A 15,598-nucleotide genomic window follows, 5' to 3' on the forward strand; every position below is an offset into this window, starting at 1 on the left:
CACAGTCGTGATCATCCGTTACCGAAATCACACTATTGTTGGCATGTAGGTCAATTCCGCAATAAAGTGTCATGGTCGTCTCCTTTTTCAGGTGCTTCGTTGCTGTGCTTACTACAACGAATACCACCTGAACTAGGAGGCGGCTAGAGGATTATCAGAGGGATTAAAAAATGATCAACCTGCTGGCTGTTTGTGAGCGTTTTCAATTTTAGCTAAGATATAGGCCTCGTCACTTAAAGCAAAAGGAATTTGCTATGCCACGACGCTCAAGGATGTATATCAGTGGACTCCCTTATCATTTAGTTCAACGGGGTAACAACCGAGAGGCTTGTTTTTTTGAGCCTGAGGATTATCAATTTTACATCTTTCTTTTAGAAGAAGTTTTACCTAAATATGGAGTTCATTTACATAAAAATAAGGGACACCCAAACATTGAAATATATCTCCCATCAGATTAGAGTAAAAATTCACAGCTAAGGATTGGCTGTATACAGAAAATTCATGGAGGAATTCCTATGACCCGTGCTCGAAAAGAGCAAGTCAGCTTGCTCGATACCCCTTATTATCACTGTATTGCACGTTGTGTTCGTCGTGCTTTTTTATGTGGTGAAGATCATTATTCCGGCAATTCTTATGAACATCGTCGGCAATGGATACTTGATCGATTGGTGGAGCTTGATAAGGTTTTTGCCATCGATATTTGTGCTTATGCGATCATGTCTAATCACTACCATTTGGTTCTTCGCGGATCGAATCCATCCCCGCCTGATGTAAAAATACAGAGAGACTTGCTTTGGTATTCTCGGCTTCGGTAGCATTACAATAAGCGTTATCAAAACTAGCCGCTGGTAGTATATCGCTTAGAAAATAAGCTATGGTGGTATAGTAGCCTTGAGTAGCGTTAAACCCAGTGTTTCGAAAAATACACCAATAGGCTTAAGGTATGCTGGATAGTGCGGATTTGAGGGGGATGGCATACTGAAAAAGGCCAAATGACCACCCAGAAAATCACTCTGTTTCCTTATTTGATAAGATACGTCTGATGTCTGTTTGAAAGCTTCCCAAGTCGGGCCTGTTATAGAATGCTCCTTTTTTGCACTGGGTTCAAAAAATGCAATCCATGGTGGAAGCTGCGATAATTACATATAATCAACAGAAAAATTTCCTTGATTTTTCAAATATTATACTCTGCACTGATCATCATATACTGAGTGCTACGTGGAGTTTACATATGATATTTAAAGCTGATAAAGCACTGGTTGATAGGATAGATAATGTCATATGGGAAGGTTTTTCAATTCGTTCCGAATTGGAATCCTTTGTTTGTGACGATAAAGATGTCTTAATAGATATGCTTGAAAGTGTGTTTGATGAAGAGTTTGAAATATTTGCTGGAGAAGTAATACAGTACGCTGAAAATACTGAAGTAGATCTTAGTGAGAATGTGAACGAGTTTATTAACTATGTTCTTTCAAAAAAGTACATGACGAAAGAGCAGGCATTAACTTTAATACTGGATACAGTTGAAGTTTTCCTAATTAATGCGAAACGGATGACAAGTTAATCATCAATATATTTTCTGGATTGGAATAAAAAGGTTAAAAATTTGTTTTTAAGTTTTTTCCACCAAAGGCGTTGTATTTAATATGAAAATCAGACCGTACGAAGAAAAAGATAAAAATGAAGTCATTTCTCTTTGGCGTGAATGTGGCCTTGTTATGCCTCAAAATGATCCTGCTAAAGATATTGAGCGGAAATTGCTTGTAAACCCAGAATTATTGCTTGTCGGTGTATGTAAAAACAAGGTTATCGCTACTGTTATGGGCGGTTATGAGGGGCACCGGGGCTGGGTTAATTACCTGGCAGTAAGTCCCTCTGAGCAGCGCAAGGGCTATGGCCAAACGATGATGAAAAGGGTTGAAGCATTAATCAAAGAAAAGGGTTGCCCTAAAATCAATCTGCAAGTCCGTAGTGGTAATGAGAGCATAATTGAATTTTATACGGCAATCGGTTATGGCAATGATAATGTTGTTGGGCTGGGTAAGCGTCTTGAGCACGACTGTCAGGTTAATAATTAACTTGAATTCTCCAGAAAAACTACTAGGCTTTATTTTTATAGGCAGGGATGGCCTGTTTTATCGCTTCTGCGAGTAGTTCTAATCCCCTCATACAATTGTAAAATTGTAGTCTTGGCCATATGTTTTTTGGCTATAAAGTTTCTTTCCTTTATTGCTTTTAATATTTTAAATACAGATTTAAACCCGAAAATAGGCCGCTCTACTATAAAAGTCTGTTTTCAGGTAATCAGGAGATCGGGAAATATAGTGAGTATAGGAATAGTTTTGGAAACTGATCGACTACTTCTAAGGGAGGTTGTATTAGAAGACGATAAGTTTATTCTAGCTTTGCTGTCAGATCCATTATGGCAAAAATTTATTGCTCCTCACTCCATTGATTCGGTTATCAAAGCCAGAGATTATATCAGAGAGCGACTCGTTCTGTCGTATCAAAAGGGTTATGGGCTCTGGGTTGTTGTTGTAAAAGAATTGGGTATCCCAGTAGGTATATGTGGCTTACTAAAGAGAGATTACCTGGACGATGTCGATTTAGGCTATGCCTTTTTAGAATCCTTCCGGGGGCTGGGTTATGCACATGAGTCCTCAAAGGCTGTTCTGAGGATATTAGCTCCCAAGATAAGTACAGGTAAAGTGCTAGCCATGACCCATCCAGGCAATTCAGCATCAATTTCTCTGCTAAATAAACTTGGTTTTAGATTCCTTTATTCGTATCAAAAACCTGATTGTAAAGATATTATCCAAATTTATAGATTAGAAATGTAAATAGTTGTTTGGTGGGAAATAGAACTGATAGTACGGTGGAGTGTTTTTAAATTACACTGATTAAATTTTTAATTAATACCTAAATATAAAGGGATCGATTATATGATGGTAAAAAAAATAGGTATAAAACGTAATGCTAGTGTTGTCGTACTAGCCGTCTCATTAGGAGTAACTTCTTCAATCTCGTCAGCTAAGGATATAAAGTCCAGTTTTTGGCTGGATGCCGGTAAGAGCCTAGGAGGGTCTTTAGGTAAAAAAGCTGGTAGTAAGCTATTGAGTATGACGTTAACTCATATTGGTCTTATTTCGCCTACTCCTAATTATATGGATGAACTCAATAAAATTAATCATAAATTAGACCAAATCGATAGTAAAATTGATAGTCTTCAAGGACTGTCCGAAATGACTCTTTATCAAATTCAACAGTTCGAAAATAAATATCAGAAAGACAAAATAGACGATTTAACACTTTATCTAAAAAAATTCCCTCACTCTGTTTTTTATAAAGCAGAGAGTATGAGCAATTATTTTGTTTTTGGTAAAGAAAACGGACAGTTTATTTATGATGAAAAAAATAATATAGATGTAGATGAGTTGTTTGATTTTGCTGAAAATATTTGTTTGAAAAATAACTGTAGCAAAATAGAAGACAGATCTATCATCATTGAACTGGAAGGTAACCCTGATGGAGGAAAGATTGCTGCAGGAGTTAAGAATATGTCACATGAATCATTATCTTCTTTGATTGATAATTTTATAAAAGAAGGTGATGAAAGTTCGATTCAATTTGGAAAGTTGAATGAAAAATTAGTTGAGGTTTTAGGTACTGAAGGGTTTAGTGTTGATTCTAAAAACAAGCATATATCACTATATAGTGGTTTAGATGATATTACTGCCCCTTGGCAAAGTGTAGATCAAGTTATTCGTGATTTAAATTTGCGATACTATCGATCTTTGGGTGCGCTTTATAATATGCAGTTAATGCAACTGGCGTTTTATTACTCTCATGTTGATTTTTTTAAAGACAATCAAGTTAACCCTAAGTTCCTGGGTAATGAGGCTGAAAAAGCACTTAGCCATAATAAGGAAATTAGAAAACAAGGTCTTGAAAATTCTATCGTCATGCTGGATAGGTATTTTTCAGAAAAATTATTGAGTAGAATAAAGCATCAGTTTGGCAGTGATACCGACAGCGGAGCCTTACGAAAAAACATTCCAGACTTACCCGTTTATGTAAATCGGGTTATCAATAATAATCACACTTTTGCAGACAAAGATTTGCTGAATAAATGTGCTATTAGTTCTGCTTTTCTTCCCCACGATAATAATTCGAATGACAGCTATCAATTAGGTCGGCTTAATTTTAATTGCTATACTGAAGATGAACAGGGTGTCTACTCCATTAAATTGGGGCATGATATCCCGTACAAAACGACTATCAAAAATAGTAAGTTACATATAGATAACACAGGTATCGATGGTTTTAACTTTAATGAAAAAGACAACCGCTTGGAAGTCGGTTTCTATTCAGATAAAAATGAGTATGACGGTGGGTTCTCACTAAATTCCTATCAGCAATGGATTGACACCAGTATAGCTGAACGGGATGGAATAGGTTTGCTAGCTGGAACTACTCTTGATAAAAATTGTGCTTTTGCTAATACATGTACTTACACCTATTTTCTTGGATACAAAATTAATTATTCGGATGAGATGAAGCAGCAGAATTTATCTACCAACAATTTTGAAAGCAAAAAGGATAAAAACCAATGGGGGCGAAATAAAAAGGCTGAAACTTCTGCAGAAGGTTTGAAAAATCGATCTTTGGCATACAGCTTGAATAGCTCAAATGACTCTCAGGCTGCTTGGAGTGCGACGAAAGAGACACGGCCGTGGAATGAGCTTGTGCTGTTAGCGGTTCCAAAGATGGGACATTTGTTTCTTTTGAATAATAACTTTCCTAAGAAAAAACTCACCAAATCGCTAAACTATTATTGGTACTCTCAATTTATTCGTCCCATGTGCTTCAGTAAGTCAAGTGGTTTGTGCGAAAATGGTGACCTGATGCTTAACAATCCACTTTCGTTGAAAGACGGTAGTACAAAAATTAAAGGGGATAGTTTCTACAGCTTAGGGTCTGAGAAAAAACCAAGAAGCGCAGTTAGATTTCTGGATGACACAGAAGTTGGTGTTTATGGAAAACTCTATGCAGGGTATAAATCCAAATACCCAAAAGATGATGTTAGTCTGACAAAAAATGTATCAATAATAAACCTCACTGTTAAAAACCCCTTTCTGTACAAATTTCAGCTGGATGATCAGTACCATAGTTGGCTGAATCAAGATCCAGATAATCTTGAACACTATGCTTATCTTGACGGAACCTTGGCCTATTCCAGAAGCAATCAAGACCAGGTGGTTATCCGAAATAAATCTGTTGAATTGCTGTTTACTCAGCAAGGAAATATCAAGCTGGTAAAACCTGACGGAAATAAAATACTTGATACTCAGGTGTGTAGTCAGTCAGCTTATTCTCATCTAAGTTTGATAGATGGCGATTTTATTCTTTCAAATAATGATGGAGAATTCTGCCACTTGTTAAAAAACATGTACTCTGAGAAAAATCTTAAATGGGTTACTGATCCTTATGCCAGGGTTCAATTGGCTGAGGATGGGAATTTGATAGTACTGAGTTCGGCAATTGAAGTAGAAAACAGAGCTAAGTCTTTGGGGGCGATAGATAAAGATCAACATGGCGTTATTTACAAGTCATCTTGGGAAAATAAGTGGCCTGAAATAAATAACTAGGGCATAGAGACGTAAATGATAACTAAATATTCGTCTAAACAGCGTTCAGGAGTTCTTTAGTATTATCAGGAGTTCTTTAGTATTATATAGGGGTAACAGCTAATCAGGCGACTGGAGCTTGTTAATCCCTATGTTTTATAGTGCTCGACGTGCAAGCTTGACAGGTTTCTGCAATTTTAAAGCAAGACCTATTAACCCTGTCTATAATTAATGGAATTTCACATTCAATCTAAATTAAGGAGTACTGTTATGTTACAAATTAGTCGCTTTGCCACAGTCTTTTCCGCATTTTTGTTGGTGTTTCTCGTCGGTTGTGCATCGACCTCCAAGCAGGCGGGGACGGGGGAGTATATTGACGATACCGTTATTACCACCAAAGTGAAGGCGGCCATTTTTAACGAACCTACCTTGAAATCAGCAGAAATCAACGTAGAGACTTTCAAGGGGGTGGTGCAATTGAGTGGTTTTGTTAATTCGCGGGCAGACATCTACAAGGCTGTTGAGGTTGCAGAGGGTGTGAAAGGTGTTGTAGAGGTTAAAAATAATATGCAATTGAAATAACTGTACCAACACATGTTATTTTTGGGGTGAAATCTCTTATCGATAGGCTTGAGGAGTCATCTCACAGCGGTTTGACCAGAAGGGGTGGTGTGAAAAGCGCTCTGGCCCTGAATAGGTGATATGCAGATGTTTCAGGTAGCGTTGGCAGACATTCAGCATCTCAGCTTGAAATGACTCCAGGGCTTTCTTGTTTTCGGGAAAACCCGCTTTAATCGCCTTGGCGGCACTTGCTGCTGTTGCCAGGGCGTGAAACATCCCTTGAGATGAAATAGGATCAAATGTAATCAGGGCATCACCTATGGCCAGGAAGCCTTTGCCCGCCTGACTAAGATTGCTGATATCCAGCATGGCAGTACCGGCAGGGTGAAGTTTTAAAGCTTCACTGGATTGTTCCTGAATAATATCGGCAATAAACGGGAGGCGCTTGGCGTAGTCAAGAAAGTGCTCTGGGTAGCGTAGTTGCCGCCAGAGAGGATCTGTTGAATCAAGGTGATAGGCCAGCACCCGCTTTCCCTGAGGGATCTGAACCGTGTACCACCAGCCGTGTTCATCCGCGCAAGTGCGCAGGGTGGCATCTTTGTCTTCACGCCTGCATTTTAGAAAAGTATACAGGCAAAGTAAGTTATCATCCGCTAAACGCTTCAATCCCAGCGCACGGGCAATGGCGCTGGAGCGTCCACTGGCATCTATCAGCACAGGCGCTTTGTGCGTTGTTTCCTCTGGTGATAGATGGACCTGCCATCCGTTATTAAGACGGGTTATCTCGGTTTGCCTGCAACCTGTATGGATAGTGACTCCAGCTTCAATGGCTCCTTCATACAGCAGCTGATCAAACGCTCGGCGATCCAGCAACCATCCAGGCCCGGAGGGATCACGCAGGGCATCCTGCCAGATTGGTGTTTCCTGATCCCATATGGATAAGGCTGATCCACGAACTCTGTGGCTCGCTGATAGAAAACGCTCCAACAGCCCTAATTCCTGTAATAGAACGCTGGCGGCACCAGGCAGTGATTCGCCAATCCTCGGGCCGTCTGCTGGTTTTACGCGACGTTCGAGGATAAGCACTCGGCAGCGGGGGCGTAAGAGCCTGGCCAGCGCCAAACCGGCGAGGCCTGCTCCTACGATAATGACATCCCATTCTTTGACTGGCATATTCGTCCTTGATCTGGAGGTTATTATTTATCCTGCCTGCTAGATTTCTGACTTCTGAGCTCACGCCGCATGTCACGGTCTGTTTGATAGCGCTCTTCTTTGGTCATTTCCTGTCCGCCACGATCTTCCACCTGCATCATCGATGGAAAGTCCCGATCACCTGTTATACCTGGGCGAACTTCAACAATGCCCATTTCCGGAAAATGGTCAATCATGTTGGCTAACTGATTATCGTAGCCAACCCCGAGTGTGCGATCCCAGTCAGATCGCTGCTGGTAGGCCGCAATACGCTCCTCTCTTGGCAGCTCTTGATCCATCACTTTGTCGTAATTTCTTTTACTGAGCACCTGGTTGGGAACCCGCGCAGGCCAGAACGTAGGCAGGTAGGGATCGTATTTGGGATCGTAACCAGAGCGACAGCTGGCAGTATCGGTCTGCCAGGGAATAGCCATCCAGCGAGTAATAGAACCAGGGAATTGGGCATATAAAGGACCGTTGTAAGAAAGCGCCTCCTTTGGTGTGAGCGTCGTGCCATAATCCGGCTCAGGATCTGTTTCATCACGGTGACGCCAACGATAAGGTTCGCTGTACATGGTGGCATGGCGAACCGGCCAGGTCATCTCACAACCTGGATGGAAGGCATCGGCCAGACAGAATTCCAGCGCCGCTTTATCCAGCTCTGCCGGTTGTTCACGAACGGGAACTTCTGCAATGGAGCGGGGAGGTTGCCAGCCAGGATCATAGTCTGACTCAAATTTTCCTTGAGCCCAGTATTCAAGCATTGCCAGCTGAGTCTCAGTCAGCGCATTCATAGCGTTGGTTACTGGCGGCATAGGAACGTTCATGGCATCGCCATAAACCCAGGGCCAGAGATTCATGGATATATCTTCACGTCCTGGATGACGAAAGGCATTGGCGACGGTACGGCGGAGTTCTGCATAGGTATCCCCGGGAGCGGACAGACGGCGGATATAGTCCGGATCGAGAAAATGCTGCGGTGAGCCGTGGCCAAACCCGGCAGCAAAGCCTGAATTCATCCACTGCAAATCACACATGGCCTGTAAAACAGGAAAAATATCATGTTGAAAAGATGGGTAAGTAGGAGCTGGTAATTGACCGGCATTGATTGCAAGATCTGTCATCAGTGCGTACATGGTTCGAACGGACTTTTGCTGTGGCCCGTAGTTAGGCGGTGCGACTACCACCCAGGCGGGAGCCACCTCCAGCTCTCTGCCATTCAATATAACAGTTGCAGTTACCGGGCCGTCACTGGTGTCATCGTACCAGCCATCGTTATTAGCAAAGGTTGTCGGTGGTTTGCCGTCAATAGAAGCGGATTTGCCGAGGCCGCCGAACATGAGTAAGCGACCGACTGGGTCTGTTCGCAGCTCACCGAGAGAAACAGCAATTCCCATGAATGTGCCGCTTTTGAATTGGTATTCAGGTCCGTAGCTGTCGCGGGTATTGATAGTTCGTGGGCCTGGCGTTATAGAAAGTTCACTGCGGGCCTTAATATCGGCATTGCGCCGGGTAGAGGGTTTTGCTGTGATCGCTTCAGGGATGTCCAGCGCCAGCTCGAAGTTGTACCAGGCGGCTTTGTGATTGGCTAATTCAACAGTCCAATCAATACTGGTGGACTCATCCATCGACAATTCCCGTACAACACGACCGTTGGCGTCATAGCCATAGATACGGAATTCAGCGACTTCACGTTTAAGAGCGCCGGTATCGTCCCGATATTCTCCCGGGTCCTTCGGAGGAGGAGATGACACCTGTGGTCCGACATAGAAACCATCATCTTTGGTGGAATTGCCTACTCGAGCGATGCCGATGGAAGGGTGGATCTTAGCGTAGACAATTTGATCGTCAGTATCATTGCTGTTCGTCATAACAAACTCCCTTTGATTATTCAGATACTAGCCATGCAGGTACTAACAGACTACTCCTAGCTAATAGGCCAACAGATAGCGGATAACACAAAATATAAAATACAAAACAGATTGTGGGTTGTTAAGGGAGTGTAGAAGGTAGTTCTGATTTAACAAGAAAAAAAACAGCACATTTTAAAGATTGAAACAGGCAGGCTAGCGAATCCAATCCTGGGCCAGAAAGAAGATGACTCGCGCCTATGAATTTCGTCGCCAGTTGATCAATTTGAGGAGTACTCTAAAATGCTCTGATGGAGAAATCCTGATGACTGGCTCTCTTGACTTTATGGGCACGACTAGGAAACTACATGAAATTACCAAAGTTCTTATTATTGGCTCTATTTTCGGTAATAGCTTTACAAAGCGGTTGCGTTCCTTCAAATGTGGATCGAACGCCTTCGTACTTGCAAGATCAATCCTTGCGAGAATCAATGTCTGAAGTCTCTTCCTGGGCAAGGAGCTTAAAAGGGAAGACCAAAGCGCAATTACTGGCTGAGATAGGTAAGGTCAGGATAAAGGAAACCAGCTGGAATTATAAGAACCATGATCTGTTGAAGATGATTGTGTATTTACCAGAATTAAATTTATACGTTTTTTTCTCGAATGAGGAAAGAATATTAACCACGTCAATTATATATTGAAATTTTCAATGATAGGCATCACAGGGGTAGGGCTCGCTGAGAAAATGATGGACTTGTTCAGAAGTTTCTTAGGGAAAGTTATTGTACCTGTATGATCACTTGTTTGAGGTACATCGTAAGAGTGGTTGCAGAGTTATAGATTTAAAAAAATAATCTAGTATCTGAGTTTATTTGTGCTAGGGTTTTTGGATATCTATCAGATTAAGCGGTAACTATTATGGAATTTTTGGAGCCTTTATACGATAAAGCTGAGAGTTTATGGATCGGATTTGTAAAGATTTTACCCTTGTTGGGTATTGCATTAATAACACTCTTTATTACATGGATTTTCGCTAAGGTTTTATCTGGACTGTTAAAGAGATCTCTTTCCAGATCAAATATTCGACGGTCATTAGTTGAGCTTTTTGGTACTCTTCTAAAAACAGTCATCTGGTTGGTGGGTGGTTTATTAGCCATTACTATTATATTTCCCAGTCTTACTCCAGCAAAACTACTCACGGCCTTAGGCTTAGGTTCTGTTGCGGTAGGTCTTGCATTTAAAGACATTTTTGAAAACTTTTTTGCTGGAATTCTTATCTTACTCCGAAAACCCATGCGTATAGGCGATTTTATTGAATGTGAAGGTGTAAACGGAAAAGTCGAACATATCTCTATACGTGAGACATATCTGCGCAAAACTGATGATCAACTGGTACTGATTCCAAATAGTTTTTTGTTTAAGAACCCCGTTTCAGTTCTTACAGATAAAGATTTAAGACGGTTCGATATTATCGTAGGTGTTGCTTATGGTGAGGACATAGACAAAGCTCGTTCTATCATCGAAGAATCCATGAAAGCGATTGATGTGGTTGAGCAGGACAAACCTATCGAGGTTTATGCAAGAGAGTTCAATTCGTCGTCAATTGACTTCACAGTACGCTGGTGGTCTGAGTCGAGTCCTCTCGGTATGCATAAAAGCCGGGATAAAGTTGTTACCGCGATTAAAGCGGCACTTGATAATGAGAATATTGAAATTCCATTCCCTTACCGAACGCTTACGTTTAAAGAGCCTCTCTCAATTAAGCACCACTCTGGATAAATCGACTCGAACAGGAAAATGGTTTTGTGATGAAATTGCGTTCGCAGTAGAAGGAGAGCGTTGTATTGCTAGACTAGCCAGCTGTTTGTGCCAGAATAGCTGTCAGCAAGATGTAGAAGGGATCAATGAGCTGTACTGCATCAAGCAGACCAGGCTGGAAAGCCCTAAGACAGAGATTTTCTAATAAATCAACTATAGTGAGAAGCATGAGACACGAAGAGATACCTGAGGATCATACGGATCCTTTAATAAGAGTATTGCACCGCGCGATTAGAGTGGCGGTAAAAGCATTAGCTGTTCTAATGGTTATGGTCATATTCTGGAGCATTGCCGATGTCGTGTACGTTTTATATGAAAAATTAAAAACACCACCTTATTTCTTGCTTGACGTTGGCGATATACTTGAGACTTTCGCCGCTTTTATGGCGGTTTTAATCGCAATAGAGATATTCACTAATATCAGGCTGTATCTCGGTACAAATATTATTCCAGTGCAACTGGTAATCGCGACAGCACTGATGGCTGTTGCCCGAAAGGTAATCGTTCTGGATTTAAAAGAGGTTACCGCAGAACATATTGTTGGCATTGCATTGGTCACCATTGCGTTGGGGGTTTCCTACTGGCTAGTACAGGTAAAAGCATCTGGTAAATAGAAGTGGAGAATCTAAAATTCCTGATCAAACCTCTTGCGGCTCTGGCGCTGAGTAGCACCACTGCTTAGCTTTATAAGAGCCTTGAAGCCTGATCAGGATGCTTATGAACAGGTCCATTCGACCTCTTAAGCCGTAGTACCTGCTGTTCCAAATCCCACGTTTATTTTATTCCCGGCTATGGATAAGCTGATCCAGGTTGCTGCGATAAATTTATTTACTCGTATCCGGTCGATCAGTTAGGCTGCGTAACATTATTGGAACAGCGGAATAATAGCCATATCAGGAGTGAGTGTAGTTGAGCGGACAAATTGATGACTTCATCGCAATGAATAAAAAGGGTCTTGTATTGGAGTTATGCGAAAAGTACTACGCTGAAAATGTATTAATGCTTAGTAATGGTGAGGTCTTTGCCCAGTCCATGAGGGAAGCTTATGACAAGCAGAAAGGGTATGTGGACTCAGTACAGAGCTTTGATGTCAGTCTGGTATCAAAAAAACTGGAAAATAATGTGTCTGAACTTGTATTTCACTACAAAATGACCACTAAAGAAGGTAAGTCCATGGAGTACACCGGTAAACATGTTCAGACTTGGGAAAACGAGAAGATAATAAAAGAAGAATACAGTAATGTCGAATAAGTCTGATTATGTTGACTGGTATAAATGTGTAATCAGAGTTTTTAGTTGTTAATTACTAATAGAGAACATAATGAATAATTCAATCGGTTTTATGGTAAAAACAGTTATTGCAAAGTTATTTACGTTAATTTTTCTGGGGTTGGCCATTGCGATTATATTCTCGTTAATCAGTACTGTTATAGAGGGCATCATCGCTGGAACTGATGTCATGCAGATTTTTTTAAGCGGTATAAATACAGGCATTATTGCTCTGGCTGTTTTTGAGCTGGCTTTGGTTATTAATAAAGAATACGCGGTTCATAAAGAGGATGACGAAGATGAAGATGCGGTTGCGAGTTTAAGGAGGACCGTTCCACGGTTTATCGGTACTGTTTGTGTCGCGTTGTCTCTTGAAGGGCTGATTATGGTTATCAAGTATAGCCAGCTGGAATTGGCTGGGAATCTGTATTATCCAGTCGCCATTATTTCCAGTACCGCTTTACTGTTGTCGGCGTTAGGCTTGTTCTTGCATCTGACACGTAAAGAAAACCCATCACCTAAAGAGCCGTAAGGAGTCTGTAGGCCAGTCTCTTGGGCTCGTATTTCGAAGTTTTCTGAGCGATTACGAGTCCGTTTTTCATTCCTGATATTAAGCTATGCTGTCAGAGGAGGAGCTGCTTAAGCGGTCATTGGATAGTTTTTGTGGGACCCGTTTCAAACGGCCCGAATCCGTTATTGTAGCTGACATAGGTTATATAGAGGGATTTGAAATGAGTAATGCTAAGTACGTAACCAATCTGGATGCGGCGACTTTCCAGTCCAAAGGTGATGGTGCTAAGTTTGAATATGGGTATTCTCGTATTGGTACTGCAATTGGCCTGAAAAAGCTTGGCTGTGGCCTATTTGTTGTTCCCCCCGGAAAGTGTGCTTTTCCGTACCATGCCCATTCAAGCATAGAAGAAATGTGTATCCTGCTGGAGGGGGAAGGAACCTTACGCCAGAATAATATTGAGCAGTCAATTCGGGCTGGCGACGTGATAGCGTCAAAAATCACGGAGGCTCACCAGATAATAAACACATCGGACCAAGATCTCAGGTATCTCGTTATATCGAACAACGAACCAGTAGACGTTGTGCATTACCCGGATTCAGATAAAATTCTGGCCGCCTCAATGGTGTTTGATGAACCAATTCTACATATCACACGCCGAAGCGCGGGAACTGATTACTATGATGGGGAATGATATTCGGTGTTAGGAGCTAGTGTTTTTCCTGGCGTTGGTATGCTTCAGACTAAGGCGCCTCTTAAGGTGTTGATCCCTGATCGAAGGGGTCGATATGCAAGATAGTGATGATGAAAAAATCAGACTGGAGCATCAGGCCGCCAAGCTCTTTATGCGTTGGTACGAACATGATACCGGTCGGCGTATAAGGCATATCTGGCATAACCGACCAATTAAGCCGGATGTCTCCTGTCAGTTTGAAGGCGACAGGCTGGATATTGAAATAGCTCACCTATATGGTAGTGAACAAGAGGCTATGAAAATCCTTGGCCGTGATCTAAGTGATAAAACCCGGCAAGAGCTGCGAGATCTGGAAAAAGAATCAGATCATCACACCCGGTTGATTAATTCTCTTAACCGCATATTGAATAATAAATCATTCAAACGCTATAAAACCAAACGTGTATGGTTGGTTATTCGTAATGCTCACCCGGCCTGGAGTTCGGATGAAATCATGGCGTTGCAGCACCGAATCGATGTTCCTGCTGCCCACTCTTTCGAACAAATCTGGATGGTGGGTGATATGGAAGGTAAAAGCGGTATTGTCCAGCTGTATCCTTAGATAGGTTATCTGAATTAGCTCAGACTAGATCGGACCCTCTGATCAGGATCCGACCCACATCCTGCTGCTAACTAACTACTCATAGCTAACTCCTGTTTGTGCCCTTGATGCAACAGCCCGTAAACTCCGTTACGAATCGTATTTGCCTCTTCATCAGTAAGTGTCCGTTCCATATGTCGCAGAGTGACTTGCAAGAGAAGATTCTTTTGTCCTGCTAACATCCCCATCCGTTTATGGGCTGAGGGGGGTAAATCACCGTAGGCCGTTTCTGACTTAATGCAGAGGCTTTCTACACATTCAGCTTCAGGCAGGTGGCTGCGAATAGTATCTCCGATAATTTCTTCGTTGAGTGTTTCCGAAGTACAAAGAGAAATATCCCGAACAATTGCGGGTAATGTCGACACGGGTTTGTATGCTTCAAGGTCGTTCATTTGACTTCGTATTCTGGGCTCCTGGCTGCGTAGTAAACGAATATCGGGAATGTTTTTACGTAGCAGCATTAATCGATCCAGGCCCAGTCCCATGGCCAATCCCGAATGTTGATTAAGTTGCGCTTGCCTGAGAATCTTCCTTGCTGCAATTCCGCATTCTCCCACTTCAACCCATTCGTCGTGCCACAGCACATCGATCTGCAGCCCTTGTTCCGTGTATGGGTGAGGAGAGTGAGTAATACGCCACTGCATATCTGGTAACGCCACTTCCATGACTGTCGCGATCATTTCCAGTAATTGCTCCCGGGTTACCATAGGGATTTTTTTCTTATCGACTATGCGCCATAGGTCCAGTTGGTGAGGTTCTCCGCAATGCAGACGATCAATACTATCCCGTCTATAAACTAATCCGGGCAGAATCAAAAGCAGGTCCTGTGGTGGATCTATCCTCAGTCCATCCAATATATCGGGAATAGCGGCTGATGTTTGTGTCCGCAGAATCAACTTTTCAGTGATATAGCGGGTATAGCGTGCATCCCGGGCGGCCCCTTCAGCTGGGTAGCCCAAACGGTCATAGTTGTTTTCCAAAGGTACGACGGGGCTTGTCCGTAAAAGTTGTTTCGAGCATCTCCACTTTTTCGCTAGTGCCAGGTGGATCTCCTCAAGTAACTGTTGCATACCATGATGTTGCTGACGAGGGTCGGTTAGGTCGGAAATGGATAGAGCGTTAGAAAGGGCTTGTTTAGATAACAAATTTGTCATGAGTTGATTTCTCCTAAAAAAATAGAGCGGAAAAATCAGGTGCCTTGAAGCTGGTTCAATTGAAATCCAGAATCTGAACACCATAAGCAAAAACCCCCGGGTGATAGCCCGGGGGTTCCGCTAAATCAAGGTGTACAAATCACCAGCCGCCCGTGCCGTAAACTCCCCGGGGGCGACTAAATCGATTCATGCGGTGACTTGCTAAGTAGATATTCATAAGGGAAAAACTAACAGACGGAAGTACTGATGTCCATGATCGATTCCGGGTAATAGATAATTTATC

Annotated in this window: 14 protein-coding genes and 1 pseudogene; 12 read left to right on the plus strand and 3 right to left on the minus strand. The window is 42.2% G+C overall.

Annotated elements, in window-relative coordinates; all coding sequences use genetic code 11:
* Positions 1–515: 515 nt before the first annotated feature.
* The 6 genes and pseudogenes from BGP75_RS22545 to BGP75_RS22570 all read left to right on the plus strand — a co-directional run.
* Positions 516–746, plus strand: a pseudogene (locus BGP75_RS22545) (hypothetical protein); the annotation flags it as partial.
* Positions 747–1,231: 485 nt separating this feature from the next.
* Positions 1,232–1,564: a hypothetical protein gene (locus BGP75_RS22550; RefSeq protein ID WP_143821159.1), complete on the plus strand. Its 333-nt coding sequence runs from the start codon at positions 1,232–1,234 to the stop codon at positions 1,562–1,564.
* An 82-nt stretch (positions 1,565–1,646) separates the two neighbouring features.
* Positions 1,647–2,078, plus strand: coding sequence for a GNAT family acetyltransferase (locus BGP75_RS22555; protein WP_076721187.1), 432 nt, complete (start codon positions 1,647–1,649; stop codon positions 2,076–2,078).
* 264 nt (positions 2,079–2,342) lie between these two features.
* Positions 2,343–2,840, plus strand: a complete 498-nt coding sequence (locus BGP75_RS22560) for a GNAT family N-acetyltransferase (RefSeq protein WP_158070161.1) — start codon at positions 2,343–2,345, stop codon at positions 2,838–2,840.
* A 102-nt stretch (positions 2,841–2,942) separates the two neighbouring features.
* Entirely contained in the window at positions 2,943–5,648 is a 2,706-nt protein-coding gene (locus BGP75_RS22565; protein WP_076721188.1) for a hypothetical protein, read from the plus strand.
* A 249-nt stretch (positions 5,649–5,897) separates the two neighbouring features.
* Positions 5,898–6,209, plus strand: a complete 312-nt coding sequence (locus BGP75_RS22570; protein WP_076721189.1) for a BON domain-containing protein — start codon at positions 5,898–5,900, stop codon at positions 6,207–6,209.
* A gap of 36 nt (positions 6,210–6,245) precedes the next feature.
* Here the strand turns inward: BGP75_RS22570 and BGP75_RS22575 are convergent, their stop codons facing one another.
* Positions 6,246–7,361, minus strand: a complete 1,116-nt coding sequence (locus tag BGP75_RS22575) for an NAD(P)/FAD-dependent oxidoreductase (protein ID WP_076721190.1) — start codon at positions 7,359–7,361, stop codon at positions 6,246–6,248.
* Between the two features lie 23 nt (positions 7,362–7,384).
* Complete coding sequence (locus BGP75_RS22580; protein ID WP_076721191.1) at positions 7,385–9,250, minus strand: LodA/GoxA family CTQ-dependent oxidase; 1,866 nt, start codon at positions 9,248–9,250, stop codon at positions 7,385–7,387.
* Between the two features lie 897 nt (positions 9,251–10,147).
* Between BGP75_RS22580 and BGP75_RS22590 the strand changes: the two genes are divergently transcribed.
* The 6 genes from BGP75_RS22590 to BGP75_RS22615 all read left to right on the plus strand — a co-directional run bounded on the left by BGP75_RS22590 (position 10,148) and on the right by BGP75_RS22615 (position 14,122).
* Entirely contained in the window at positions 10,148–11,008 is an 861-nt protein-coding gene (locus BGP75_RS22590) for a mechanosensitive ion channel family protein (protein ID WP_076721193.1), read from the plus strand.
* A 206-nt stretch (positions 11,009–11,214) separates the two neighbouring features.
* The gene (locus BGP75_RS22595) at positions 11,215–11,661 is read left to right on the plus strand and encodes a phosphate-starvation-inducible PsiE family protein (RefSeq protein ID WP_076721194.1); all 447 of its coding nucleotides are present in this window, start codon (positions 11,215–11,217) and stop codon (positions 11,659–11,661) included.
* 295 nt (positions 11,662–11,956) lie between these two features.
* On the plus strand, positions 11,957–12,298 hold the full coding sequence (locus BGP75_RS22600; protein WP_198939517.1) for a hypothetical protein: 342 nt from the start codon (positions 11,957–11,959) through the stop codon (positions 12,296–12,298).
* A gap of 70 nt (positions 12,299–12,368) precedes the next feature.
* Complete coding sequence (locus BGP75_RS22605; RefSeq protein WP_076721195.1) at positions 12,369–12,848, plus strand: hypothetical protein; 480 nt, start codon at positions 12,369–12,371, stop codon at positions 12,846–12,848.
* A 199-nt stretch (positions 12,849–13,047) separates the two neighbouring features.
* Entirely contained in the window at positions 13,048–13,521 is a 474-nt protein-coding gene (locus BGP75_RS22610; RefSeq protein ID WP_076721240.1) for a cupin domain-containing protein, read from the plus strand.
* 94 nt (positions 13,522–13,615) lie between these two features.
* Positions 13,616–14,122, plus strand: a complete 507-nt coding sequence (locus BGP75_RS22615) for a hypothetical protein (RefSeq protein ID WP_076721196.1) — start codon at positions 13,616–13,618, stop codon at positions 14,120–14,122.
* Between the two features lie 71 nt (positions 14,123–14,193).
* Here the strand turns inward: BGP75_RS22615 and BGP75_RS22620 are convergent, their stop codons facing one another.
* Positions 14,194–15,315 carry a hypothetical protein gene (locus BGP75_RS22620; RefSeq protein ID WP_076721197.1) on the minus strand — a complete coding sequence of 374 codons (1,122 nt, stop codon included), beginning with the start codon at positions 15,313–15,315 and terminating at the stop codon, positions 14,194–14,196.
* Between the last annotated feature and the right edge of the window lie 283 nt (positions 15,316–15,598).

The organism is Motiliproteus sp. MSK22-1 (assembly GCF_001968815.1).
Classification (GTDB): Bacteria; Pseudomonadota; Gammaproteobacteria; order Pseudomonadales; family Balneatricaceae; genus Motiliproteus.